General features: G+C 65.9%; 23 protein-coding genes. 17 read left to right on the top strand and 6 right to left on the bottom strand.

The features are described from left to right. Positions 1–20: 20 nt before the first annotated feature. Together RFA01S_RS15320 and RFA01S_RS27460 are read right to left on the bottom strand one after the other, a co-directional pair. Positions 21–1451 (bottom strand): LCP family protein, encoded by a 1431-nt coding sequence (locus tag RFA01S_RS15320; protein WP_032408193.1) that lies wholly within the window; start codon positions 1449–1451, stop codon positions 21–23. Continuing rightward, positions 1418–1771 (bottom strand): hypothetical protein, encoded by a 354-nt coding sequence (locus RFA01S_RS27460; RefSeq protein WP_139278452.1) that lies wholly within the window; start codon positions 1769–1771, stop codon positions 1418–1420. The genes RFA01S_RS15320 and RFA01S_RS27460 overlap by 34 nt, the downstream gene beginning before the upstream one ends. Positions 1772–1930: 159 nt before the next feature. Here RFA01S_RS27460 and rfbD point away from each other — a divergent pair, with 159 nt between their 5' ends. From rfbD to manB, 3 genes are read left to right on the top strand one after another with little or no spacing between them, the layout of a single operon-like run. Next, the gene (gene rfbD / locus RFA01S_RS15310; protein WP_032408194.1) at positions 1931–2782 is read left to right on the top strand and encodes a dTDP-4-dehydrorhamnose reductase; all 852 of its coding nucleotides are present in this window, start codon (positions 1931–1933) and stop codon (positions 2780–2782) included. 38 nt (positions 2783–2820) lie between these two features. Next, positions 2821–3732 (top strand): glycosyltransferase family 2 protein, encoded by a 912-nt coding sequence (locus RFA01S_RS15305; RefSeq protein WP_027496493.1) that lies wholly within the window; start codon positions 2821–2823, stop codon positions 3730–3732. Further along, positions 3722–4816 (top strand): mannose-1-phosphate guanylyltransferase, encoded by a 1095-nt coding sequence (gene manB / locus RFA01S_RS15300; protein WP_027496494.1) that lies wholly within the window; start codon positions 3722–3724, stop codon positions 4814–4816. The genes RFA01S_RS15305 and manB overlap by 11 nt, the downstream gene beginning before the upstream one ends. A gap of 40 nt (positions 4817–4856) precedes the next feature. Here manB and RFA01S_RS15295 read toward each other — a convergent pair whose 3' ends face one another. Genes RFA01S_RS15295 through cofD form a run of 3 tightly spaced genes read right to left on the bottom strand, consistent with a single transcriptional unit; the run spans position 4857 to position 7777 of the window. Further along, a complete protein-coding gene (locus RFA01S_RS15295) occupies positions 4857–5405 on the bottom strand; it encodes an NUDIX hydrolase (RefSeq protein ID WP_032370706.1) in 549 nt (182 codons plus the stop codon). Positions 5406–5411: 6 nt separating this feature from the next. Next, positions 5412–6764 carry a coenzyme F420-0:L-glutamate ligase gene (locus RFA01S_RS15290; RefSeq protein WP_032408195.1) on the bottom strand — a complete coding sequence of 451 codons (1353 nt, stop codon included), beginning with the start codon at positions 6762–6764 and terminating at the stop codon, positions 5412–5414. 23 nt (positions 6765–6787) lie between these two features. Further along, a complete protein-coding gene (cofD, locus tag RFA01S_RS15285) occupies positions 6788–7777 on the bottom strand; it encodes a 2-phospho-L-lactate transferase (protein ID WP_032408105.1) in 990 nt (329 codons plus the stop codon). 778 nt (positions 7778–8555) lie between these two features. Between cofD and RFA01S_RS15280 the strand changes: the two genes are divergently transcribed. Then, complete coding sequence (locus RFA01S_RS15280) at positions 8556–8789, top strand: WhiB family transcriptional regulator (protein WP_027496498.1); 234 nt, start codon at positions 8556–8558, stop codon at positions 8787–8789. A gap of 43 nt (positions 8790–8832) precedes the next feature. Here RFA01S_RS15280 and RFA01S_RS15275 read toward each other — a convergent pair whose 3' ends face one another. Beyond that, positions 8833–9318: a metallopeptidase family protein gene (locus RFA01S_RS15275; protein WP_027496499.1), complete on the bottom strand. Its 486-nt coding sequence runs from the start codon at positions 9316–9318 to the stop codon at positions 8833–8835. Between the two features lie 72 nt (positions 9319–9390). On the opposite strand from RFA01S_RS15275, the gene RFA01S_RS15270 reads away from it, so the two are divergent. From RFA01S_RS15270 to hpf, 13 genes are all read left to right on the top strand, one after another. Continuing rightward, the gene (locus tag RFA01S_RS15270; RefSeq protein WP_174557261.1) at positions 9391–9801 is read left to right on the top strand and encodes a DUF3499 domain-containing protein; all 411 of its coding nucleotides are present in this window, start codon (positions 9391–9393) and stop codon (positions 9799–9801) included. 205 nt (positions 9802–10006) lie between these two features. Next, entirely contained in the window at positions 10007–11389 is a 1383-nt protein-coding gene (locus tag RFA01S_RS15265; RefSeq protein ID WP_052060877.1) for a phosphomannomutase/phosphoglucomutase, read from the top strand. A 71-nt stretch (positions 11390–11460) separates the two neighbouring features. After that, positions 11461–12603 carry a hypothetical protein gene (locus RFA01S_RS15260; RefSeq protein ID WP_032408106.1) on the top strand — a complete coding sequence of 381 codons (1143 nt, stop codon included), beginning with the start codon at positions 11461–11463 and terminating at the stop codon, positions 12601–12603. Next, the gene (manA, locus tag RFA01S_RS15255) at positions 12603–13838 is read left to right on the top strand and encodes a mannose-6-phosphate isomerase, class I (RefSeq protein ID WP_027496503.1); all 1236 of its coding nucleotides are present in this window, start codon (positions 12603–12605) and stop codon (positions 13836–13838) included. The genes RFA01S_RS15260 and manA overlap by 1 nt, the downstream gene beginning before the upstream one ends. A gap of 137 nt (positions 13839–13975) precedes the next feature. Further along, positions 13976–15487 (top strand): amino acid permease, encoded by a 1512-nt coding sequence (locus RFA01S_RS15250; protein ID WP_027496504.1) that lies wholly within the window; start codon positions 13976–13978, stop codon positions 15485–15487. Between the two features lie 299 nt (positions 15488–15786). After that, positions 15787–16890, top strand: coding sequence for an alkane 1-monooxygenase (locus RFA01S_RS15245; protein WP_081371345.1), 1104 nt, complete (start codon positions 15787–15789; stop codon positions 16888–16890). Between the two features lie 120 nt (positions 16891–17010). After that, a complete protein-coding gene (gene ahcY / locus RFA01S_RS15240; protein WP_027496506.1) occupies positions 17011–18495 on the top strand; it encodes an adenosylhomocysteinase in 1485 nt (494 codons plus the stop codon). Between the two features lie 17 nt (positions 18496–18512). Further along, positions 18513–19178, top strand: coding sequence for a dTMP kinase (locus RFA01S_RS15235; RefSeq protein ID WP_032370710.1), 666 nt, complete (start codon positions 18513–18515; stop codon positions 19176–19178). A gap of 4 nt (positions 19179–19182) precedes the next feature. Next, on the top strand, positions 19183–19860 hold the full coding sequence (mtrA, locus tag RFA01S_RS15230; RefSeq protein WP_027496508.1) for an MtrAB system response regulator MtrA: 678 nt from the start codon (positions 19183–19185) through the stop codon (positions 19858–19860). Beyond that, complete coding sequence (gene mtrB, locus RFA01S_RS15225; protein ID WP_032366296.1) at positions 19857–21539, top strand: MtrAB system histidine kinase MtrB; 1683 nt, start codon at positions 19857–19859, stop codon at positions 21537–21539. The genes mtrA and mtrB overlap by 4 nt, the downstream gene beginning before the upstream one ends. Next, complete coding sequence (gene lpqB / locus RFA01S_RS15220; RefSeq protein WP_370878676.1) at positions 21536–23317, top strand: MtrAB system accessory lipoprotein LpqB; 1782 nt, start codon at positions 21536–21538, stop codon at positions 23315–23317. The genes mtrB and lpqB overlap by 4 nt, the downstream gene beginning before the upstream one ends. Before the next feature lie 41 nt (positions 23318–23358). Then, entirely contained in the window at positions 23359–24042 is a 684-nt protein-coding gene (locus RFA01S_RS15215; protein WP_032408108.1) for a ComF family protein, read from the top strand. A 233-nt stretch (positions 24043–24275) separates the two neighbouring features. Then, positions 24276–24944, top strand: a complete 669-nt coding sequence (gene hpf / locus RFA01S_RS15210; RefSeq protein ID WP_027496511.1) for a ribosome hibernation-promoting factor, HPF/YfiA family — start codon at positions 24276–24278, stop codon at positions 24942–24944. Positions 24945–25257: the final 313 nt, after the last annotated feature.

The raw sequence follows: 25257 nt of genomic DNA, 5'->3' as shown, positions 1-25257 counted from the left end.
TCCGCGCTGCGTTCGTACCGTCAGTTCACGCACATGGGGCCGGTGGAACCCGCGTCGATCGGTGCCGCAGGTTCCTCGGGGACTGCTGTACCTGCTTCGGGTGCCACGGTTTCGGCCGTTGCGGCCTGACCCGAGCCGGGGCCGGCGTAGTCGTCGGCGAGCACGACCCGGACGGCATCGGCCGGCATGGTGTCGTCGGCGGTGATCTGCAGGCCACCGAGTGCTGCCGACACGGCGCGAGCGGCGTCGCTGTCCACATCGGCGGTCTGGATGCGGCTCGTGGAGATGGACGAGCCCTCGTAGTTGCCGATGGTGCCACCGACGTACCCGAGCGCCGTCAACGATCCGGCCACACCGTTGGCCAAGCCTTCGATACCGCTGTCGTTCGCGACGTCCACCGTCACCGTCGACGGATTGACGGCCGGGGCATCCGAATTCTCGGCGTTGGTCTCGGCGGAGTTCCCGTCCTCGAGTAACCCGGCGACGTATTTCTTCACTGCTGCCGGGTCGACCTGCACGATGGATTCGCCGTAGTCGGTCGTCGCATTGATGTCGACCGCGGGAATGGTCTCGAACTTGACCTTGCCACCGGCGAGATCCTGCAGGCGAGTGGCGAACTGCAGGATGTCCCAGTCCGAATCGAGGGTGACCGACCGCTGCACCGCGGTACTGAGCTGACCGAGCTTGCTCGGATTGCTCAACGTCTTGGCGCTGAGTACACTGCGTACGAGGGAGGCCATGAAGACTTGCTGGCGCACGATCCGGTCCAGGTCACCGCGGGGCAGATCGTGTCGTTGCCGGACGAAACTCAGCGCCTGCGAACCGGACAGGTTCTGCTCACCGGCGGCGAAGTTCGCACCCGACAGCGGCTCCTGCACCGGATTGTTCAGGCATACCGCTACTCCGCCGACGGCGTCGGTCAGCAGAACGAAACCGAGCAGACCGACCTCTGCGTAGTGATCGACCGTGATGCCGGTGAGATTGGCAACCGAATCGATCAGCGCTTCGCGTCCGGCCTCGGTGGCCTGCGGTTCGGCGTCGGCATCGGAGACTCCCTGCTCGACCAGTTCGAGCCGTTTGTTCTCCTTGGTCGCTCCGTACGCGGCGTTGATCTTGGACATTCCGATCCCGGGCACCTCGACGTACGAGTCGCGCGGGATGGAGATGGCAGTGGCCGACGAGCCGTCGTTCGGGACGCGGATCAACACGATCGTGTCCGTGTTCGACGCAACTTCCTCACCTGCGTTGAGCGAGGCGAGTTCTTCCGGTGAGAGCGCGTTGCCGTGGGCGTCGGTGCGGCTGTCGGTGCCGACCATCAGGATGTCGACGGCGCCGTCCGCTGCGCCGCCCAGACCGAGGCCGCCCGCAGTGGCGATGTTCGACCGCAGACTGTCCACGCTGCGCCAGGCGAAGCCGGTCACCAGCAGGACGAGCACCGACAGCACGGCCACCGCAACGTGCGTCGCCGGCCAGCGACCACCTGCGCCCGGTCGGCGGGGTGCCTCGCCTGCGTCCGCTCGTCGGTCGTCGCCTCGGGGCTCGCGCTGCGGTCGTCGTGCACGGGAGGCTGTGGTTCGTCGTTCGTCGCCGCGCGCGCTGCCTCGGCGATGCACGCCCACTTCGTCGTCCGCGGAGGGACGTACAGGTCGATCCTGGGAGTCGCGCCCGCGGGATGCACGAGGGTCGGTGTCACGGTCGCGTCGCTCGCCGCGCAGGCCGTCGCCGTCGGCTCGCCGCGAGGTGCGCCGGTGTGGTGGGGGCGTGCGCTCACCTCCGTGCGTGCCTGAATCTCGTGGCACCTTCGACCCTTTCCTCGTTTCCGGCAGGCATGGACACCTACCGACAGACGTTCACTCCCCCCGACTCGAAGGTTACTGGCGATCGGCCGCGCTCTCGCCGAACCGACCGCGGCGTGCCACACTTGGCAACCGTGAATGCGATCGTGGTGACCGGTGCACACGGCCAGTTGGGCCGACGGGTGGTCTCGCTCGCCGCCGAGCGTGATTCCGACGTCGAGGTGCACGGCTATTCGTCCGCCGACCTGGACATCACCGACCCCGATGCAGTCGACGCCGTGGTGACTGCGGGTGCGACCGTCGTCAACTGCGCCGCGTACACCGCCGTCGATGCCGCCGAAACCGACGAGTCCAGGGCCATGGCCGTCAATGCCGACGGTCCTCGAAATCTCGCGCGGGCGTGCGGGCGTGTCGGTGCACGACTGATACACATTTCCACCGACTATGTGTTCGACGGCACAGCGACCGAGCCGTACGACGTCGACGCGGCGACCGCGCCGAAGTCCGTGTACGGACGCACCAAGTTGGCCGGGGAAACGGCGGTGCGTGAGGAACTCCCCGAGGCCGTCATCGTGCGCACCGCATGGGTCTACGACAACACCGGCAAGAACTTCGTCACCACGATGCGAAGACTCGAAGGCGAGCGGGAGACCGTCTCGGTGGTCGACGACCAGATCGGATCGCCCACCTTCGCCCTGGACCTGGCCGCCGGTCTGCTCGAGATCGAAGCCGACGGGACGGTGACCGGCCGGACCCTTCACTTCACCAACGCCGGGCAGGCGAGCTGGTACGACCTCGCGCGGGCAGTGTTCTCGGGAATCGGTGCCGACCCCGACCGGGTGCGACCGTGTTCGAGCGCGGAGTACGTCGTCCCGGCACCTCGGCCCGCATACTCGGTGCTGTCACCGACTGCGTGGTCGGCAGCCGGGCTCGGTGCGCCCCGCCCCTGGTCCGAGGCTCTGACGGCGGCTCTTGCTCGGTCGTGATGCGGGATCGATGCTCGCCTCGGGCTAGTCTTGCCCGCGTGAGTTCCGACCTGGCCGTGGTGACGGTGACCTATTCCCCCGGCGAATACCTCGAGCAATTTCTGACGTCTCTACGCGAGGCCACGACTCGGCCCGTGCGAGTCATCATGGCCGACAACGGGTCGGTCGACGGCACTCCGGAAGCTGCCGAGGCGGCGTTCGCGGAAGCAGAATTGCTGCGTACCGGCGCCAACATCGGCTACGGCGCTGCCGTCAATCGGGCGATCGCCGCGGTCGACCCCGAGGTCGAATTCGTCGTGGTCGCCAATCCGGATGTCAGGTGGCACCCCGGGTCCCTGGACGGATTGCTCGACGCCGCGGCGCGATGGCCGCGCGCAGGTTCGCTGGGCCCACTCATTCGTGAGCCGGACGGGTCGCGATACCCGTCCGCGCGATCGGTGCCCGATCTGACGTCCGGGGCCGGCCACGCAATTCTGGGCAAGCTCTGGCCGACCAATCCGTGGACTCGGCGATACCGCCAGGAGAACGAGACGGTGTCCGAGCGGCCGGTGGGATGGCTGTCGGGATCATGCCTGTTGCTTCGCCGCGCAGCGTTCGACTCCATCGACGGGTTCGATTCGCGCTACTTCATGTACATGGAGGACGTGGACCTCGGCGACCGGCTCGGTAGGGCGGGTTGGCAGAACGTCTACGTACCCGAGGTCGAGGTCACGCACTCGAAAGGCCATGCGGCAGGACGGCATCCGGAAGTGATGCTGCCCGCACACCACACCAGCGCCTACCGATTCCAGGCCGACAGACACGACCGGGTGTGGCAGGCTCCACTACGATGGGCGCTGCGCGCGGGTCTCGGTCTTCGCTCGAAGGTCGTTGTGACTTCGGCGCTTCGGGCCCGAGCTCGTGAAGAACGACCGTCGGACGAGAGAACAGAGGCTGGACATGTCGGATAGTTCCCCATCGGTCGCCGCACGGACGGATGCAGTGATCTTGGTCGGCGGCAAGGGAACTCGACTGCGCCCGTTGACTCTGTCGGCACCGAAGCCGATGCTCCCGACTGCAGGACTCCCGTTTCTCACCCACCTGCTGGCCAGGATCAAGGCTGCGGGCATCGAACACGTGGTTCTCGGAACGTCGTTCAAAGCCGAAGTGTTCGAGCAACATTTCGGCGACGGGTCGGCGTTGGGCATCGAACTCGAGTACGTGTTCGAGACCGAGCCCATGGGCACCGGCGGCGGAATCAGAAACGTGTTGCCGCGACTGCGGGCGGACAACGTCATGGTGTTCAACGGTGACGTGTTGGGTGGTACCGATCTGACGGCAGTGCTCGATACGCACCGCACGACCGACGCGGACGTGACGCTGCATCTCGTTCGGGTCGGCGATCCCCGAGCGTTCGGCTGTGTCCCGACCGACGAGAACGGCCGAGTCACCGCGTTTCTGGAGAAGACCCAGGATCCGCCGACCGACCAGATCAATGCCGGTTGCTACGTGTTCAAGCGTGAGATCATCGAGTCCATCGCAGCCGACCGGCCGGTGTCGGTGGAGCGAGAGGTGTTCCCTGCCTTGCTCGCCGAGAACAAGAAGGTCTACGGGCACGTCGACAGTGCGTACTGGCGCGACATGGGTACGCCGGAGGATTTCGTCAAGGGATCGGCCGACCTCGTTCGTGGGATTGCGCCGTCGCCCGCACTGCACGGAGATCGCGGTGAGTCCCTGGTTCACCCCGGAGCGGGTGTCGCGCCGGGCGCACTGCTGATCGGTGGAACCGTCGTCGGACGTGGTGCCGAGATCGGCGCAGGCGCTCGTCTCGACGGCGCGGTGGTGTTCGACGGTGCGATCGTCGAAGCAGGGGCCGTGGTCGAACGGTCCATCCTGGGCTTCGGAGCCCGCATCGGACCGCGCGCACTCGTGCGTGACGCCGTCATCGGTGACGGTGCCGATATCGGAGCTCGGTGCGAGTTGCTGCGTGGGGCACGGGTATGGCCCGGAGTGAAGCTGCCCGACGGGGGAGTGCGCTTCTCCACCGACGTCTGATCGTCGTCCCGAGGAGTTGAGCGGGGCCGACCCGGGCGGATCAGCGATACGCCGCGAGCGCGACGAGATGGTCGATGGTCTCGCGCTCGGCCGAGTCGGGTAGTTCGTCCACCGGCCACCAGCGCAGGTCCGTCGATTCCTCGCTGCGCACGGCGCGCGCGCCGTCCGGGGCGCGCACCAGGAACCGCAGGTCCAGGTGCCGGGTCGGCTTACCCAGTGAGCACGTGATCGGGTGAGTGTGCGCCGAGAGCAACTCGGGATCGATCGACAGATCGGTAATTCCGGATTCTTCGGTCGCCTCGCGCAGCGCTGCGGCGACGACCGTCTCGTCCTCGGGTTCGCAGTGACCGCCCAGCTGAATCCACCGGCCCACCCGGGGATGCAGGGTCAACAGAACGTGCCGTCCCGACGCGTCGAGTACCAGCGACGACGCCGTGATGTGGCCGGCCTCGTTCGCGCGAAGACACGCGTCGGGATTGCTGTGCAGAAAGGCGATCACGGTGTGCCGAAGGGATTCGTCCCTGGAGTCGGTCGGTGCCCACCGATCGAGTGTCTCGGCCGCGGACTGCCACAGTGAGGAAGCGGACATCGTCGGTCAGAGCTCCACCAGCGAAGACCCGGGCGCGGCCGGATCTCGTACCGTCAGCGGCTCGCTGGGGTGTCCGATTGCGATGGCCCCCAATGCTTTCCAGTCCGCACGCAAGCCGAGCTCGGCGCGGACGGTATCGGCGGCGAAGATCGTCGAACCGATCCAGCAGCTACCGAGATCGCGAACGGCCAGGGCTACGAGCAAACCCTGAACGGCGGCACCGACCGCCACGGTGAACATGGTGTCCTCCGCTGCGCGACGCCTCTCGTCGGGATAGGTGTGCGCCCCGTCCGGCACACAGAACGGAATCACGATTTCCGGCGCATCGAACAGAATGTCACCGCGGCTCAGCCTGGCGGCGATGCGGTCCTCGGTCAGCCCGTCGCCGGCCAGATCGGCTCGCCACTGCTCGCGCATGGTCTCGAGCAGTCGGCGACGCACCGCGGGCGTTCTGATCCAGACGAATCTGACGGGGTGGGTGTGATGCGGGGCGGGGGCGGTGAGGGCGTCCGCGACGGCGTCACGGATCGAGTCCGGGTCGACTGCGTCGGGGGAGAACGATCGAACCGACCGCCGGCGGAGCAGGGCCTCGCGTCGACCACGTTCGAGTGCCTCGGCGGTTCCCAGCCAGAACAGATCGTCTTCGCCGCCGCGCAGCAGGGTGGCGGCGGTGGAGCCGTCGTCGACCGGTGACAGGCCGCGGACGACGGCTATCGGAACGCCACCCAGCTTGCCCTTCACGAGATCGCCTGCCGCAGCGAGCTCGTCGGCGATGGCGACTTCGGTGACGATCAGTTCGTTGCCCTGGCCGTCTTCTGCCCCGGCGTATCGATGGACGACCGCCAGGCCGGCAGACCCGATCGCGGCATCGGTCTGACCGATCCGCCAGGCCCGGCCCATCGTGTCGGTGATCACGACAGCCACGGTGACTCCGGCCGACTCGTGCAGTGCTCGCCGAAGAGCCGCCGCGCTGGCGTCGGGATTCTCCGGGAGCAGCGCCAGTTCGCTGCCGTCGACGTTGGACCCGTCGATACCCGACGCGGCTTGCACGATGCCGAGGCGGTTCTCGGTGATGAGCGTCCGGCCTTTTCGGGCGACGACGCGAACGGCCTCCTGATCGACGAGGACCCGGCGGGCTGCGTCCCGCTCCTCGGGGTCCTGCGGTGCGGGCACCAGACGTCCCTCGACCTTGGAGACGATCTTGCTGGTGACCACGAGGACGTCTCCGTCGCGCAGCCAGGGCGCTCGGTCGACGATCGCTGCGGCGAGATCGTCGCCCGGACGAAACTCGGGAAGTCCCGTGACCGGCAGGATTTCGATCGATCCGCCCGGTGCGTGGTCACCGGGAGCCTCCGGCATCGACGCCACCTCGCGTGGGGCGGTCACAGTTCGAGTCCGGCTGCGCGCAGGGCGGTGCGTGCCATCACCGCTGTGGTCTCCGGGTCGGTCATCAACAACGGAATCGACTGCACGTCGACTCCGTCGACCACCGCCGAGTCGGTGCTGTGCACCAGCCAGGCGTCGAGAATGCCGGTGCCGCTTCGGCTTCCGTAGAGGCGGCCGACGGCCTCGGCCGTCGTCTCGACGCCGATGACCGAGAGGCACTCGTCTGCCATGCCGCGCAACGGTTTACCGTCCACCACCGGGGACAGGCCGACGACCTTGGCGGCGGTGGTGCGCAGTGCGCCGCGGATGCCGGGTACGGCAAGAATTGCGCCGACACTGACCACCGGGTTGGACGGGGCCAGGATCACCGCGTCGGCCTCGGCGATCGATTCGGCGACTCCCGGTGCAGCAGTGGCCTGTTCGGCACCGATATGAGCGAAACTGTGCGTGGGAATCTGCGCGCGGTAGCGAACCCACCACTCCTGGAAGTGGATTGCGCGTTGTTGCTCGCCGCTGGGGTCGTCGGGGTCGGTGACCACGACGTGTGTTTCCGAGCGGTCGTCGGTGACCGGCAGCAATCGGACGCCGGGCTGCCATCGGTTGCACAGTGCCTCGGTGACGGCCGACAGCGGAAATCCGGTGCGCAGCATGCGACTGCGGATCAAGTGCGTGGCGATGTCCCTGTCGCCGAGGCCGAACCAGTCGGGATCTGCTCCGTAGGCGGCCAACTCGTCGCGGGCGTTCCAGGTCTCCGCGACCCGGCCCCAGCCTCGCTCGGTGTCGATTCCGTTTCCGAGGGTGTACATGCACGTGTCGAGATCCGGGCAGATGCGAAGGCCGTGCATCCAGACGTCGTCGCCGACGTTGACCACCGCCGTGATCTCGTTCTCGGGTTCGTCGCCGAGAAGGGAGTCGCCGAACAGGGATTTGAGCCCCTGGAGGAACCGTGCGCCACCGACGCCACCGACCAGAACAGTAACTTTCACAACATGCGAGCCTAGTGCGGTTGTCGCCCGCCCGGGTGAGCGCCCACCCGGACCGTCCGCGGGGCCGGGATCCGAGCCCGAGAACCGCCGCGACACGCACGGGACGCGCTCCGATTCGGGGAGACAGCCGATTTCGGGCATGGGATGGTATTGGATTTGTGCGATCGGCTTGACCGCGACACACCTGTACGTGTCTAATCACAGGTATGTCATTCAGCGTTCGCGGCACGAGTTCGACTGCAGCGAACCTGGTTTCGAACACTCGTTCCCTTCCTGTTCGTCCCTGAGTGGACGTGGAGTAGAGGTCGAGAGTTGGACGGGTGGAGAGTCGGCTCGGACGTACCAGCTCGATCGAATACCGGCGCGGGGCAAGGTATTCGAGATTACGAGGACCGAAAGTATCTGCGCTACCACAGGTGAGGAGGCGGAAGCGATGTATGACCAGCACGTGACACGTGATCAGCGGGGCGGACCCACTGCACACCTCAGCGCTGTCGACGACGCGCCGCAAACCGAGTCCGATTCCGGCGTGGATTCGAGCGTCTCCGTCGACGCCGGTTCTGCGTACGTGACCCCGTCGAACGATGCAGTCGACGGCGAACTCTCGAGTGACGCCGTGCAAATCGATCAGGACATCGACAGCCCCGATGTCGACAGCCCGGATGTCGACGACGTCGATAACGACGACTCGGACAACGACGCCGATTCGATGCCGTTCGTGGCCGAATCGGTTCCACCCGCCAAGCCGTTCCTCAGTCTCGTGGCGGGTTTCGACGAGATGTTCGAGGAGATCGAGGATCAGTGGCAGGAGCGCGCCCTGTGCGCTCAGACCGATCCCGAAGCCTTCTTTCCCGAAAAGGGCGGCTCCACCCGCGAAGCGAAGCGAATCTGCCTCGGCTGCGAGGTCAAGGACGAATGCCTCGAGTACGCTCTCGCCAACGACGAGCGATTCGGAATCTGGGGCGGACTGTCCGAGCGTGAGCGTCGTCGGCTCAAGCGCGGGATCGGCTGAGCCGAGCGCTCTCAGGAGGATCCACCCACGAGCCGACGCTGCATCACGGCTCGGCGCTGGCGGGGTCCACCTCGTCGGGATCGATGCCCAAATACGTCGCTACCTGCTCGACCAGGACCTCGAACAGTAGGTCCTCCAAATCTTCCGGGTGCTTGGCGCGCCGCTCGAGCGGACGCCGGAACAGCACCACACGGGCGCGTGTCGTCTCTCCGCGCTTGTCGATCCCTGCGGGGACCAGTCGCGACAGGGGTACCGGTCCTTCTGCGACCACCTCGGGCGGCCACGTGACCGATTCCGGGTCCAACGCCCTGATCTTGGGCACGTCGTCGACGGCGATGTCGAGCTTCGAGAGCTTGTCGTGCCACCGGTGGTCGATGCGCGCGAACGCGTCGAGTACCAGCCGGTCGAACTTCTCTGCACGTGATCGCCGGGCAGGTAGGTCCTCGGGCAGCACCGGTCCGCGGATGCCGCGGCCGTGCCGCGCAACGGACCGCGACGTGATCCTGCGCGCGGAAGAGAACTGAGGCATGGGGGCAGGTTATCGCGGCTGTCCGGTGTGTCGGTCGTTCGGTCGGTTGCACGTACCGGATACTCTGCACTCGTGAGATCACTGCGTGGCTGCTGCAGGCCTGGTTGCAACCGTTCTGCCGTTGCGACGCTCACATATGTCTACTCCGACTCCACTGCCGTCGTCGGTCCGCTGGCCACCGTGGACGAACCGCACTCCTGGGACCTGTGCGAGGTCCATGCCTCGACGACCACGGCACCCAAGGGCTGGGAGCTCGTGCGGTACGAGGGTGGTTACTCGACATCGACCCCCGACGAGGACGATCTGACCGCGCTGGCCGAGGCCGTACGCGAAGCCGGTCGGGGAGACCGGACGCGCTCCGAGGACCGAGACAGCGGTGACCGGTCGCCGGCTCGCCACCAGGACACCGAGCGACGGGCCACGCCTGCCGTCCGAACCGGCCGACGCGGACACCTCAGAGTTCTACCCGATCCCACGTCCTAGACCCCCTGCGCAGAACGCCGCGGCGGGGCGAGGCGCTGCGTCCGCCCGAATGAACGACGGGTCGACTGGCCCGCCCACCGGGCGTCTGGCAAGGTTTGCACCAGTACCGAAACGGACAAGCCGGTCTGCCGAGCTTCGGTGTTGATCGCCCCGTACCCAACGCTGGATGTCCGACGCCGGACGACCGACAATCAGGAGAATCTTCGTGGCCCGAACCGCAGAGTCCGTCAACGCCGTCATCAAGGCCTACGACGTCCGTGGCGTCGTAGGTGAGCAGATCGACGAGGCGTTCGTCCGAGACGTCGGTGCATCGTTCGCCCGGTTGGTACGCGACGAGGAGGGCGCGGCGCGGACTGTCGTCGTCGGACACGACATGCGCGACTCCTCGCCGGGCCTGTCCCGCGCTTTCGCGGACGGCGTCACCGCGCAGGGGCTCGACGTCGTGCACATCGGTCTCGCCTCGACCGATCAGCTCTACTTCGCGTCGGGCCTGCTCGAATGCCCCGGTGCCATGTTCACCGCAAGCCACAATCCGGCGAAGTACAACGGAATCAAGCTCTGCCGCGCCGGTGCCAAGCCGGTGGGGCAGGACACCGGGCTGGCCACGATCAAGTCGGAACTGATCGACGGCGTGCCGGACTTCGACGGCCCGGCCGGTACGGCAACGTCGCGAGACGTGTTGACCGACTACGCCGGGTTCGTTCGCGACCTGGTCGATCTTTCCGGCATCGGATCCATGAAGATCGCCGTCGACGCGGGTAACGGCATGGGCGGGCACACGGTCCCCGCGGTGTTCGCTCCGCTCCCGGTGACGATCGAACCGTTGTTCTTCGAACTCGACGGCAGCTTCCCCAATCACGAGGCCAACCCACTGGATCCGGCGAACCTGGTGGATCTGCAGCGCTTCGTCGTCGAGACCGGTGCCGACATCGGGCTCGCGTTCGACGGAGACGCCGACCGGTGCTTCGTCGTCGACGAGAAGGGCGATCCGGTCTCGCCGTCGGCCGTGACCTGCTTGGTGGCAGAACGCGAGCTGGCCAAGGAGCCCGGTGCGTCGATCATTCACAATCTCATCACCTCGCGTGCGGTGCCGGAGCTGGTCACCGCGCTCGGCGGCAAGCCTGTCCGCACCCGAGTGGGGCACTCGTTCATCAAGCAGCAGATGGCCGATACCGGTGCGATCTTCGGCGGAGAACATTCCGCGCACTATTACTTCCGTGATTTCTGGGGTGCCGATTCCGGCATGCTCGCCGCGCTGCACGTTCTCGCTGCCCTCGGCGCACAGGATCGACCGCTCTCGGAGATGATGGCTTCGTACGAGACGTACAGCGCGTCGGGTGAGATCAACTCGACGGTCGACGACGCAGCCGAACGCACCCAGGCCGTGCTCGACGCGTTCGCCGATCGGACCACCGGAATCGACCGTCTCGACGGCGTGACCGTCGACCTCGAGGGTGGTGCATGGTTCAACTTGCGTGCGTCCAACACCGAGCCCCTGTTGAGACTCAATGTCGAGGCGCGCACCCGCACCGAGGTCGACGCGTTGTCGACCGAGATATTGAGCATCGTTCGCTCCGGACTGGAATAGTGGTTACCTAGAGTTCACAAGTGGGTATGCAGGCATTTCGAGTCGGTGACGTAAGGGAAGGTGCCGAGGTCATGAGGGCAGTGACGTCTCTGGTCGATCTCGACGACGCCGGCGCGATCGTGGCCGCCGATCGGGAGGGCGCGCTCCGCAGCGCCGCGCTCGCGGGTGCTCAAGTACGCGCCGTCGCCACTGCGGTCGAAGAGTCGGTGCTGGCGCGCCTGGCCGACCTGCGACCTCGCAGCGTGGTGATAGTGACCGGCGACGGCCGCAGCAGCCGTGCCGCGTCTCTGCTTGTCGCTGCTCTCGGAAACCATTTGGGCGTTCCCCTGGTTCGTAGTACCGGAACTCCGCCGTGGATCGGGCCACTGGATGTCGTCGTGGTGGCCGGCGACGATGCAGGCGATCCGCGCTTGGCCGAATCGGTCGACGCGGCAGCGCGGCGCGGCGCGGAGGTCGTCGTCGTGGCACCGGAAGAGGGTCCCTTGCGTGCCGTGCGCGGTGCCAGGGTCATGTGGTTGCCGCCGCGCATAGCGGTGCGTGACCACAATGCGCTGATGCGCTACCTCGCGGCGTTCGTGGCCGTCCTCGGCGCGGTTGCCGGTGGTTCGTGGAAGGCGCTGCTGCCCAACCTTTCTCGGCTCGCAGATCTGCTCGATGCCGAGGCTGTGCGCAACAGCCCGTCCAACGAGGTGTTCCACAACCCTGCCAAAGCGCTTGCCAGTGGGTTCAGCGGCAAACGTGTGGTGCTCAGCGGTGCCGGGCCGGCTGCCGTCGAGGTGGCGCGGCACGGTAGCGAGGTGTTGCTGCGGGTGGCCGGTCTGATCGTGGCTGCGGGTGAGCTCGGCGATGTCATCGCTGCGTCCATCCGTGCGTCCATGGTCGAGTCATCGGGGCCGGTCAGCACCTTCGACTCGATCTTCCACGACGAGGAGCTCGACGGACCGGCTCCCGAACAGCCGATGCGGGTATTCGTCCTGGCGTCCGAATCCGATCGCGCGCTGACCGAACGACGCATTGCCGGTGTTCCGAATTCCGAACTGGTACTGACCGAGTCCGGTGAGGCGACGTCCGGCGGGGAGTTCGTGAGTTCGGGTTTCGAGGCCCGCGCGGCGTCACCCGATCCGGTTACACTCTCGATGCTCGACACGATGTCGGTGTTGGCAACGCGGTTGGACACCACTGCCGCGTACTTGTCGTTGATGGGCGGTAGCTAGTGCAACTCCTGCGAGGCGCAGTCCGGTCCTACGCTTGGGGTTCGCGCACTGCTCTGGCTCGTATCCAGGGTAGGCCGGTACCGTCCGATCATCCCGAGGCGGAGATCTGGCTGGGTGCACACCCGGCCGATTCTGCGCACGTGGTTCACGAGGGTGGCAGCACGCCGTTGCTCACCCTCATCGACGGGGATCCGGAAACACAGTTGGGCGGCTCTGCAGAGGACTTCTCGTCGCGGCTGCCGTACTTGCTGAAATTGCTTGCCGCAGAAGAACCTCTGTCGTTGCAGGCACATCCGAGCAGCGCGCAGGCGCGTGAGGGCTTCGCGCGGGAGAATGCCGCAGGTGTTGCGATCGATTCCCCGGTGCGCAATTACCGGGACGCCAATCACAAGCCCGAGCTGATCGTGGCACTCACCGAATTCGAAGCACTGGCAGGGTTTCGGCAACCGGCCGAGACGGTCGAGTTTCTCGATGCGTTGGCCGTGCCGTCCCTCGCGGGGTATCGCACGTTGCTCGCCGCTCAGCCCGACGCGTCGGGCCTCCGGACGGTGTTCACCTCGTGGATCACGTTGCCCGGGCAGTCCCTGGACGACCTGTTGCCTGCGGTCGCCCAGGGCTGCATCGATTATCTGTCGGGGCCTGCCCGCGCCGACGGCGGTCGATTCGCCGCCGAGGCACGGACGTTGCTCGAGCTGGGGGAGTCGTATCCCGGTGATGCTGGAGTACTGGCGGCCTTACTGCTCAATCGGGTCACCCTGACTCCCGGCCAGGGCCTGTACCTGGATGCGGGCAATCTCCATGCGTACCTGCGCGGAACCGGTGTGGAGATCATGGCCAACTCCGACAACGTTCTGCGTGGAGGGTTGACGCCCAAGCACGTCGACGTGCCGGAGTTGTTGCGCGTGCTGGACTTCGAGCCCGCCGACATCTCTCCGATCACGCCGGGTGAGAACGATCGGCCCACCTACCGATACCCGACGCCGGCCCCTGAATTCGTCCTCAGCCGGACGGCGGTCGGTCCGGGGGAGACCGTCGAGATTCCTGGAACCGGTCCGCGAATTCTGTTGTGCACCAGCGGTTCGGTGCTGGCGACGACCGGTGACACACACGCGGGGCTCACCGTGCCCCAAGGTAGTTCGGCGTGGATTCCCGCTGCCGACCGATCGGTCACCGTCACCGCGGACTCCGACGGTGCCGAAGTGTTCGTGGCGGCGGTCGGATCATTGCAGTCGTAAGGCGCGGCAAGTCGAGTGGCCGAAGTGTCCGACACGGGTGCCCGCTACCAATAAGGTAATGTCACAGTGAATTCTGGGACGGGTGGGTCCGATCGGATCGGCCGTCTGCAGAAGCGACGTGGCGATACGGAGGTCCGATGACCAAGGCAGACCGGCCCAGGAAGCCCCCGCGTACGACGGGGTGGTTCCGGACCAAGTCGATCGAACAATCGATCAAGGACACCGACGAACCGGACACCAAGTTGCGCAAGGAGCTCGGTTCGTGGGATCTGACCGTGTTCGGTGTCGCGGTGGCGGTCGGAGCCGGCATTTTCACGCTGACGGCGAGGACTGCCGGAAACGTTGCCGGACCGGCTGTTTCGGTGGCGTTCGTGTTGGCGGCCATCGCCTGCGGGCTCGCTGCCCTCTGTTACGCCGAGTTCGCCTCCACGGTTCCGGTCGCCGGTAGTGCCTACACGTTCTCCTACGCCGCATTCGGTGAGTTCATCGCCTGGATCATCGGCTGGGATCTGATCCTGGAATTCGGACTCGCCGCGGCGGTGGTGGCGAAGGCCTGGTCGCTCTACCTGGGAGACCTGCTCGGCACGTCGGCCCCGGTACTGCAGATCGGTTCGCTGAATTTCGACTGGGGCGCACTTCTCATCGTGGTGGTGTTGACGGTTCTCATCGCCTCGGGAACCAAGTTGTCCTCGCGCGTGTCGTTGGTGATCACAGCCATCAAGGTGATCGTCGTGCTGTTCGTCGTCGTGCTCGGTGCGTTCTACATCAAGGTCGCCAACTACGACCCGTACATTCCGCCGTCCGAGCCCGCGTCCACGGGTGAGGGGCTTCATCAGTCCCTGTTCTCCTTCGTCACCGGTGCGGGCGGTAGCACCTTCGGTTGGTACGGACTGCTGGCGGCGGCGTCGCTGGTGTTCTTCGCGTTCATCGGCTTCGACGTGGTCGCGACAACGGCCGAGGAGACGAAGGAGCCGCAGAAGGCATTGCCGCGCGGCATCCTCGGATCCTTGGCCATCGTGACCGTGCTCTACGTGGCGGTGACCTTGGTGCTGACCGGGATGGTCAAGTACACGGATCTGGCCGGCGACAGTGCCACGCTGGCAACGGCGTTCGAGCTGAACGGGCTGACGTGGGCCAAGAACATCATTTCGTTCGGCGCACTGGCCGGTCTGACGACGGTGGTCATGGTTCTCATGCTGGGGCAGACTCGCGTCCTGTTCGCCATGTCGCGAGACGGCCTGGTGCCGCGCGGTCTGGCCCACACCGGAAAGAAGGGCACGCCGGTTCGGACGACGATCCTGGTCGGTGTGGTGGTCGGACTGCTCGCCGCGTTCGTCCCTCTCGGCACGCTCGAGGAGATGGTCAACATCGGCACGCTGTTCGCCTTCGTTCTGGTGTCGGCCGGTGTGCTCGTCCTCCGCAAGACGCGTCCCGATCTCGAGCGCGGGTTCCGCGTGCCCTGGGTTCCGCTGGTTCCGATCCTGGCAGTGGCCGCATGCCTGTGGCTGATGCTCAACCTGTCGGTCGAGACGTGGTTGCGGTTCCTGGTGTGGATGGCAGCGGGTGTCGTCATCTACGTGCTGTACGGTCGCCGCCATTCGGTGATGGGTCTGCGCGAGGCGAAGAAAGTCGAGTCGCGACCCGAGTGAGACGCGGCCGAGTCGTCTTGCGAGGCCGGCCCCGACCGTCGATTGTGCGGGCGGGGCCGGTTTTCTCGGATCCGACGTGTCCGGGGTATGCGTCACACCCCTCGGTCCGAACGCCCGGCATGTTATACCCTCGAAAACAAACTGATAGGACCGCAAACATTCGGTGAGAGGGTGTGGCAACTGTGAGCGTGGACGGCCGGATCACCTCATCGGACGATTCGGGTGTCGCTTTCGGGGAGCGGAATTCGGCCGGGGCTGCACCTGCGGTTCGGCGGTGGGACAACAAGCGCTACCTGTGGATGCTGGGTCTGCTGGCACCGGCATCGGCGCTGTTGCCGTCCCAATTGGTGTACTGGACCGGCATGCCGGTGTTCTGGTGGAGCGGCGTCCTGGTGTTCTTCGTGATCATTCCGATCATCGATCTGCTCGCGGGCGAGGACGGTCACAACCCGGACGCGTCTGCGGCCGACAAGCTGCAGAACGACCGTTATTACCGCTGGTGCACCTACCTGTTCCTGCCCATCCAATTCATCGGTCTGATCGTCGCCTGCTGGATGTGGGCGTACGGAGGTCTGAGCGTGGTGGACAAGATCGGGCTCGCGGTGACGGTGGGCCTGGTCGCGGGAACCGGAATCAACGCCGCCCACGAGCTGGGCCACCGCGTCGAGCAGCACGAACGCTGGTTGGCGAAGGTGGCCTTGTCGCAAACCCTGTACGGACACTTCTTCGTCGAGCACAACCGCGGTCACCACGTGCGGGTGGCCACTCCGGAGGATCCGGCCAGTGCCCGGCTGGGAGAGAGCGTGTGGACGTTCGTGCCGCGCAGCGCTGTTCTCGGGCTGGCCTCGGCCTGGAAGCTCGAGGCTCGGCGGCTGCGTCGCAAGGGCCACTCCGTGTTTCACCCGTCGAACGCTCTGTTGCACACGTGGCTGCTCAGCGCCGTTCTCTTCGTCACGCTGATGGTCGTCTTCGGCTGGGCGATCGCGCCGTATCTGCTGATACAAGCCGTCGTGGGATTCGTGCTCCTGGAGATGGTGAACTACGTGGAGCACTACGCACTGCTGCGCGAGACGAACGAGCGAGGCAGATACGTGCGATGCGCACCGCGGCACAGTTGGAACAGCGACCGGCTGTGCACCAACATCTTTCTCTACCACCTGCAGCGACACAGCGATCATCATGCCAATCCGGGGAAGCGATACCAGACTCTGCTCTCGTGCGACGAGGCCCCGCAATTGCCCGCCGGGTACGCGACGATGGTTCTACTGGCAGCGGTACCGCCGCTGTGGCGTCGGGTGATGGACCCGCGGGTGCTCGACCACTACGACGGTGATCTCGTCCGGGCCAACATTCTGCCCCGAAAGCGCGAACGGATTCTGGCGCGAGCCCAGCAACACGGGTGACCGCGGGACCACTCGACGAGCCGTCTGAAGGGCATCGGACCGATTCGCCGGGCAGACGGTCGCCGCGCGCCGCGACCCGATAGCCTGGACGAAGACATTCAAGTCAACAGGAGAGGCAAGATGACGACCTCAGTTACGTCAGGATCGGCACTCACCGTGGAACACCGCGGTGGAATCGACTTCAAGGTCGCAGACCTGTCACTCGCAGAATTCGGCCGCAAGGAAATACGGCTGGCAGAGCACGAGATGCCCGGCCTGATCGCGCTTCGTCGCGAGTACGCCGACGTTCAGCCGCTCAAGGGCGCACGAGTATCCGGATCGCTGCACATGACGGTGCAGACCGCCGTGTTGATCGAGACGCTGGTGGCACTCGGTGCCGAGGTGCGTTGGGCCTCGTGCAACATCTTCTCCACCCAGGATCACGCTGCAGCGGCCGTCGTCGTAGGCCCGTACGGCACCGTCGAAGAGCCCAAGGGCGTTCCGGTGTTCGCCTGGAAGGGTGAGACCCTCGAGGAGTACTGGTGGGCCGCCGAGCAGATGCTCACCTGGCCCGAGCAGCCTGCCAACATGATCCTCGACGACGGCGGTGACGCCACGATGCTGGTGCTGCGCGGCGCTCAGTTCGAGAAGGCAGGCGTCGTTCCGCCGACCGACGACGACCAGGATTCCGACGAGTACAAGGTGTTCCTCGGCCTGCTGCGTCGCTCCCTCGAGGCGTCGACGACCAAGTGGACCGAGATTGCCGCATCCGTGCAGGGTGTCACCGAGGAGACCACGACCGGTGTGCTGCGGTTGTACCAGTTCGCTGCTGCCGGTGAGCTGTCGTTCCCGGCCATCAACGTCAACGACTCGGTCACCAAGAGCAAGTTCGACAACAAGTACGGCACTCGCCATTCGCTGATCGACGGCATCAACCGTGGCACCGACGTTCTCATCGGCGGCAAGGCCGTGCTGGTCTGTGGCTACGGAGACGTGGGCAAGGGCTGCGCCGAGGCACTCAAGGGCCAGGGCGCTCGCGTGACGGTCACCGAAGCAGATCCCATCAACGCCCTGCAGGCACTGATGGACGGCTTCGACGTGCGCACGGTCGACGAGTTCATCGAGCAGGCCGACATCGTGATCACCTCGACGGGCAACCTCAAGATCATCACGTTCGAGCACATGCGCAAGATGAAGCACCAGGCGATCCTGGGCAACATCGGCCACTTCGACAACGAGATCGACATGGCCGGCCTCGAGAAGGCTGCCGACGTCACGCGGATCAACATCAAGCCGCAGGTCGACGAGTTCCAGTTCAAGGACGGGCACTCGATCATCGTGCTGTCCGAGGGCCGTTTGCTGAACCTCGGCAACGCCACCGGTCACCCGTCGTTCGTCATGAGCAACAGCTTCTCCAACCAGGTCATCGCGCAGATCGAACTGTGGACCAAGCCGAGTGAGTACGACAACGAGGTCTACCGGTTGCCCAAGCACCTCGACGAGAAGGTTGCTCGCATCCACGTCGAAGCGCTGGGCGGCTCGATCACCAAGCTCACCAAGGAGCAGGCCGAGTACATCGGCGTCGACGTCGAGGGCCCGTACAAGCCCGAGCACTACCGCTACTGACCGAGAGAGTTCGGTCGTTGGGAAAGCTCTTCGTCATCGAGGGAGTCGACGGAGCGGGCAAGAACACGCTCGCCCGTCGGCTCGTCTCGGCGTGGGAACGCGACGGCCTGGCCGTCGTCCGGGTCGGGTTTCCCCGGTACGGAAGGTCGGTTCATGCCGATCTGGCGGCCGAGGCGCTGCAGGGGGAACACGGAGACACCGCGGGCAGCGTGCACGCCATGGCGCTGCTGTTTGCACTCGACCGCAAGGATGCGGCCGACGAGATCCGAAACTTGTTGTCCCGCAACGATATCGTGTTGCTGGACCGGTACGTGGCGTCCAACGCCGCCTACACCGCGGCGCGGTTGGAGCAGTCCGTCGACGGAGCGGCCGTCGAGTGGATCCGGTCACTCGAATTCGAGCGGTTCGGTGTGCCCGTTCCGGACGTGCAGGTGTTGCTGGACGTACCGGTGGCTCTCGCTGCGGAGCGCGCCGCCGCGCGTGAGAGTGCGGACGCCGCGCGCACCCGGGATGCCTACGAACGCGACGGCTCGCTGCAGACCCGAACCTCGGCCGTCTACGGCCGTCTCGCAGAAACGAACTGGGCGTCGCCCTGGCGAGTCGTGCGCGCCGACGTCGACCCCGATCGACTCGCCGCCGACATGTTCAATCAGCCATCCGCCGAGCCGAAAGTGACACGATAGAGCCATGAAGCCTCGGATTCTGGTTGTGGACGACGATTCGGCTCTGGCGGAGATGCTCACCATCGTGTTGCGCGGTGAGGGATTCGAGCCGTTCGTCGTCGGAGACGGCACCCAAGCGCTGGCGGCCGTCCGCGAGAATCGACCCGATCTGGTGTTGCTCGACCTGATGCTTCCCGGAATGAACGGCATCGACGTCTGTCGCGTGCTGCGAGCCGACTCGGGGGTCCCGATCGTCATGCTGACGGCCAAGACCGACACCGTCGATGTGGTGCTCGGTCTCGAATCCGGGGCCGACGACTACATCATGAAGCCCTTCAAGCCGAAGGAGCTGGTGGCACGCGTCCGGGCACGACTGCGTCGAACCGAGGACGAGCCGGCCGAACTGTTGTCGATCGCCGACATCGTCATCGACGTCCCCGCCCACAAGGTCAGCCGCGGCGACGAGCTGGTCTCGCTCACTCCGCTCGAATTCGATCTGCTGGTCGCCTTGGCCCGCAAGCCCCGTCAGGTGTTCACCCGTGAAGTTCTGCTCGAACAGGTGTGGGGCTACCGGCACGCCGCCGACACCCGCCTGGTCAACGTCCACGTTCAGCGCCTGCGCGCCAAGGTCGAGAAGGATCCGGAGAACCCGGAGGTGGTGTTGACCGTGAGGGGGGTCGGGTACAAGGCCGGACCGCCGTGATCGGTTTTTCCCACTCTCGGCGACGAATCAACGGCAAGTTCTCCCCGCTCCTGCGTTGGTTCAGGTCGCTGAGCACATCGCTGGGTCATGCCTGGCGAAGGTCACTGCAACTACGCGTGGTCGTCTCGACCCTGACGTTGTCGCTCGTGGTGATCCTGATTCTCGGCGTTGTTCTGACCAGCCAGATCACCGATCGGTTGCTCGAAGCGAAGCTGTCTGCAGCCACCGAGGAACTCGACCGCTCGCGCACCACGGTGGAGGGCAACCTCGCCGGTGCCGATGATTCGAGCGGCCTGTCCACCCGTCTCGAACGGGCGAGAGCAGCGTTGACGAACCAGGACCTCGACGCCGCGTCGACCACCGGGTCGGCAGGGTCCTTCGACCCTGTTCTGATCGTCGAGGGCGACGCGACCCGCGCGGAAGCGTCGGTCGGTCCGGTCGACCAGATACCGGCCAGCTTGCGCGACTTCGTCAAGAAGGGCCTGATCAGCTCGCAGTACGCCACCGTGACCGACAGTGACGGCGGATATTCCGGGTCGGCGCTCATCATGGGGTCGCCCACCGGTTCCGACATATCGGCGCTGCAGCTGTATCTCATCTTCCCGCTCGCCAGCGAAGACCGGACGCTCTCCCTGGTCCGCGGCACGCTGTTCATCGGGGCCGTGGTGCTGCTGGTACTCCTTGCCGCGATCGCGATGCTCGTCGCGCGGCAGGTGGTGCTACCCATTCGATCCGCGTCCCGCATCGCAGTACGTTTCGCCGACGGTAGGCTCAAGGAGCGCATGCCGGTTCGCGGTGAGGACGACATGGCGAGGCTGGCGATGTCGTTCAACGAGATGGCCGAAAGTCTGTCCAAACAGATCACCCAGCTCGAGGAATTCGGAAACCTGCAGCGCCGGTTCACCTCCGACGTCAGCCACGAACTACGGACGCCGCTCACCACCGTGCGGATGGCCGCGGATCTCATTCACGACGCCAGTGACGATCTCGAACCTGCCCTCAAGCGTTCCTCCGAGCTGTTGGTCAACGAGCTGGACCGGTTCGAGACGTTGCTCGGTGATCTGCTCGAGATCAGCCGCCACGACGCCGGTGTCGCCGAACTGGCCGCCGAGCAACTCGACCTGCGGATGTGTGCACGCGCTGCGGTCTCCACGGTGCGTCACCTCGCCCGCGAAACCGGTACCGAGGTGATCGTCGACATGCCCGAGACGGCGGTCATCGCCGAGGTGGACCCGCGGCGTGTCGAACGTATCCTGCGCAACCTTCTGGCCAACGCCCTCGATCACGGGGAAGGCAAGCCGGTGCTGCTGCGCCTGAGATCGGATGCCGACGCGGCAGCCTTCGTGGTGCGCGACCAAGGAATCGGTCTGCGCCCCGGCGAGGAGAAGCTGGTGTTCAATCGGTTCTGGCGCTCGGACCCCTCCCGCGTCCGGCGCTCCGGCGGTACCGGCCTCGGGTTGGCGATCAGCGTCGAGGACGCCCGGCTGCACGACGGTAAGCTCGAGGCGTGGGGTGCAGTCGGCGAAGGCGCATGTTTCCGGCTCACGGTGCCACTGGTCCGTGGCCACAAAGTGATCGGCTCACCTCTGCCGTTGAAGCCGAGCACCAAGAAATACGCTCAGGGACAACCGATCCCGGCCATCGGTGCGCAGCGGGCCGCGTCGGAGTCGTCGACGTGATTCGCTCGTCTCGTCGCCTGTCTCGCTCGGTTGCAGTCTGCGCCCTGATCGCCGCCCTCGTCTCCGGTTGTGCCAGCCTGCCCGAGTCCTCGAGCCCCCAGGCCATCGGCACGTTGACCGACGGTGCCGCGCCCACCAGCGCCCCGGCTCCCGAACCCGGACGTGAGCCCGACCGGCTGCTCGACGACTTCTTCGAGGCCAGCGCAGTGTCGGCCAACCGCCACCAGGCCGCCCGACAGTTCCTGACCGAGGACGCGTCGAACACGTGGGACGACGGCGCTCGTACCGTCGTCGCAGATCGGATCGACACCCTGTCGGGGCCCCGAACTGCAGACTCTGCGCAATTCACGATTCGGTCGACGACAGCGGGAATCCTGGCTCCCGGCGGGGAATATCAGGCCGGATCGGACACGTTCGACATCGCGATCGACATGACGCGCGTCGACGGCCAATGGCGCATCTCGAAGCTGCCACCGGGTGTGGTCATCGATCGCTCGGCGTTCATGGACACCTATCAGCAGCGATCCATCTACTTCGTCGATCCGCTCGGTGGGGTGTTGGTGCCGGATGTTCGGTGGACGAGCGGATCGCAGGATCAGCTCGCAAACCAGCTCGTGCAGCTGTTGATCGATGGACCCAAGTCCGCGCTGTCCGCAGCGGTGAGCAACGAATTGTCCGACGACGTCAGTATCCGGGGGCCCATCACCAAGGCCGACGGACAGACTACACAGGTCGGAGTCGGTCTCGGCGGCATCAGAATCGACTTCGGTGGTTTGCAGAACAAGGGCGACCGCGACCGAGAATTGCTTGCCGCACAGGTGATCTGGACTCTGGCCTCGGCGGAGGTGGCCGGGCCCTACGTGCTGCTCGCCGACGGACAACCCATCGACACGACCAAGCCGGACGGGTGGACGACGGCCGGGGTCGACTCCTTCGATCCACAGAGCTCCACCAACGAATCGGTCGGCCTGCACGCACTGGCCTCCGGTCGACTGCTCCGCGTCGAGCAATCCGCGACCACACCCGCCCCCGGGTACTTCGGGCAGGCACGGAATCTGCGCTCGGTGGCCTTGTCGAACGACGGAACACTCGTGGCCGGCGTCGCGGACACCGGTAGACCCGCTCCGGCACCGTCGAGCACATTGATGGTCGGTAGCTACGACGGTGGCGCGTTCCCGGTGGCCGAGGGGCAGTCGATCACGCGTCCGACATGGGGAGCCGATGACAACGCCGCCTGGGCGGTCATCGACGGCACCAACGTCATTCGCGCGGCCCGCGACCCCTCGACCGGTCAGGTATCGGTGATACCGGTCGATGCCCGCGCGGTCACCACCCTGGGAACTCGCATCACCGAACTCCGGCTGGCCCGCGACGGCGTTCGGGCCGCACTCATCGTCGACGGCGTGGTGTACGTGGCCACCGTGGTACGCGATCCGTCGGGCGTCTATTCGCTGACGGCCCCGCGCGCGGTTGCGATCGGACTCGGCAGTGACGCCACCAGCTTGGACTGGAGCACCGGCGAGGCCATCGTCATCGCACGGGTTGCTACCGATACACCGGTGGTCCAGGTGACGGTCGACGGCTCGAGGATGGACGCCCTGCCGTCGCGCAATCTCACCAATCCCGTTCTGGCGGTCGATGCGTCGCCGGAGACCGAGTACGTTGCCGACGCCCGCGCCGTGTTCGCACTCAACAATGCCGATCCGGTCGGCGACAGGTACTGGCGCGAGGTCACCGGCCTGGCCGGGGTGAAGGCCGTGCCGATCCTGCCCGGCTGACGTCCGGCGGGTGTCGGTGGCTACCGGCACACTTCACGGTCATGAGAACGCTTCTCGACCTCGTCCTGCCCCTCGAATGTGCCGGGTGTGGGGTGCCGGGGGAGCAGTGGTGTCGCCGTTGTGAACAGGCGCTGTCGGTGCCGCCTGTCCGGGTGCGTCCGCGGGTCGATCCGGGGGTGCCCTGCTGGGCGCTGGGCACGTACACCGGCCCTCGGCGCAACGGGGTGATCGCACTGAAGGAACGGGGCCGACGGGCCGTGTCCGTGCCGTTCGGGCGGGCGCTGGCCGGTGCGGTGCACCAACTGCGTGCTGCAGGCGAGATCGATCCACCGGAGCTGAGTCCCCTCGTTCTGGTGTGCGCTCCGTCCCGGGCGCGCGCAGCGCGAGCCCGAGGGGGCGATCCGGTGCTGCGGTGTGCGAGGAACGCAGCGACCGAGTTGGCACCGGAGCGAGTACCGGTTCCCCAGCTGCTGAAGATGGCCGGGGGAGTGCGGGATTCGGTCGGGCTCTCGGCAGGTCAGCGTCAGCACAACGTGGCGGGCCGGATCGAGTTGGTCGGACAGTCGCGCCCGGCTATCGGCCGGCCGCGGCCGCGAACCGACGAACTGACCGTTCTTCTCGTCGACGACGTGGTGACCACCGGGGCGACCCTGGCCGAATGTGCAAGAGTGCTAACCGATTTCGGGATCTCGTTGGCCGGTGCGATCGTGGTGGCCAGCGCGTGAACGCGAGTCGACGAGACACGCCGACAACCAATTCGGGGTGAACGGTGGCACACGCGTCGATGACCGACTAACGTCGCGGACACGCTCCATCACGACGGAGCGGACCGGTAGAACGACCCGTAGAAACACGGACGTGAGGTGATGCCCCGGACTCGAGATGCCGGAAGGTTCCCCATTCGGCATGCACACCTGCCACGTCCAACAGTGGGCGTGGCCGATATCGGGAGGTACACGTGACGACCCCTTCACAAGCCTCGGTTTTCTTCGACGAGAAGCCTTCGGAAGAACCCGCCAAGAGCAATGCCGACGTTGTGGTCAAGGGCCGCAACGTCGAGATACCGGACCATTTTCGGATATACGTGTCCGAGAAACTGGCTCGCCTCGAGCGCTTCGACCCCTCCATCTACTTGTTCGATGTCGAACTGCAGCACGAACGAAATCGCCGTCAGGCCAAAGCATGTCAACGCGTGGAGATCACCGCGAAGGGCAAAGGCCCGGTCGTTCGTGCCGAAGCGTGCGCAGACAGTTTCTATGCCGCACTCGAAGCAGTGACCTCGAAACTCGAAAGCAGACTCAGGCGTACCAAGGATCGGCGCAAGGTCCACTACGGCGAGAAGAGACCCGTATCCGTCGCCGAGGCCACCGCTGAACTCGCCGAAGACGACACACTTGCGCTCGATCCCGAGACCAAGCTGGATTCGTTCGAGGACGATCAGACCGGCCCCGGGCACATCGTTCGCACGAAGGTTCACTCGGCCGCACCGATGAGCGTCGACGATGCGCTGTACGAGATGGAACTGGTCGGCCACGACTTCTTCCTGTTTCACGACAGCGCCACCGACCGGCCTTCCGTGGTGTATCGACGGCATGCCTTCGACTACGGCCTGATCAGGCTCACCTGACCGAGCGTGACGGCGAACGGGTCGTTCGCCGTCCGTGAAATATCCGACCACTGCAGGCTCGACGCCGGACACACGATCCCCACGTCGAGCCTGCAGTGCTGTGTCGGGGTTGTCCGAATGCCGGCGTGGTGTCGTTCGGGGACCGACAGTGGGACTGCCGTACCCACAGCGAGACCGCCTACCATGGACGCGTTCGGGTTACTGCCGCGCGGACGTCACGGTGACGAACCCGTGCGCTCGTGCAGGTAGCAGTAACGCGTCGAGTAACAGATTTGTTCGTGTCAGTACCCGTGAACCGAGGATCGAGGACGAG

The organism is Rhodococcoides fascians NBRC 12155 = LMG 3623, assembly GCF_001894785.1.
GTDB classification, from domain to species: domain Bacteria; phylum Actinomycetota; class Actinomycetes; order Mycobacteriales; family Mycobacteriaceae; genus Rhodococcoides; species Rhodococcoides fascians.
Note: the sequence above shows the minus strand (reverse complement) of the source record. Positions and strands in the feature narration are given on the sequence as shown.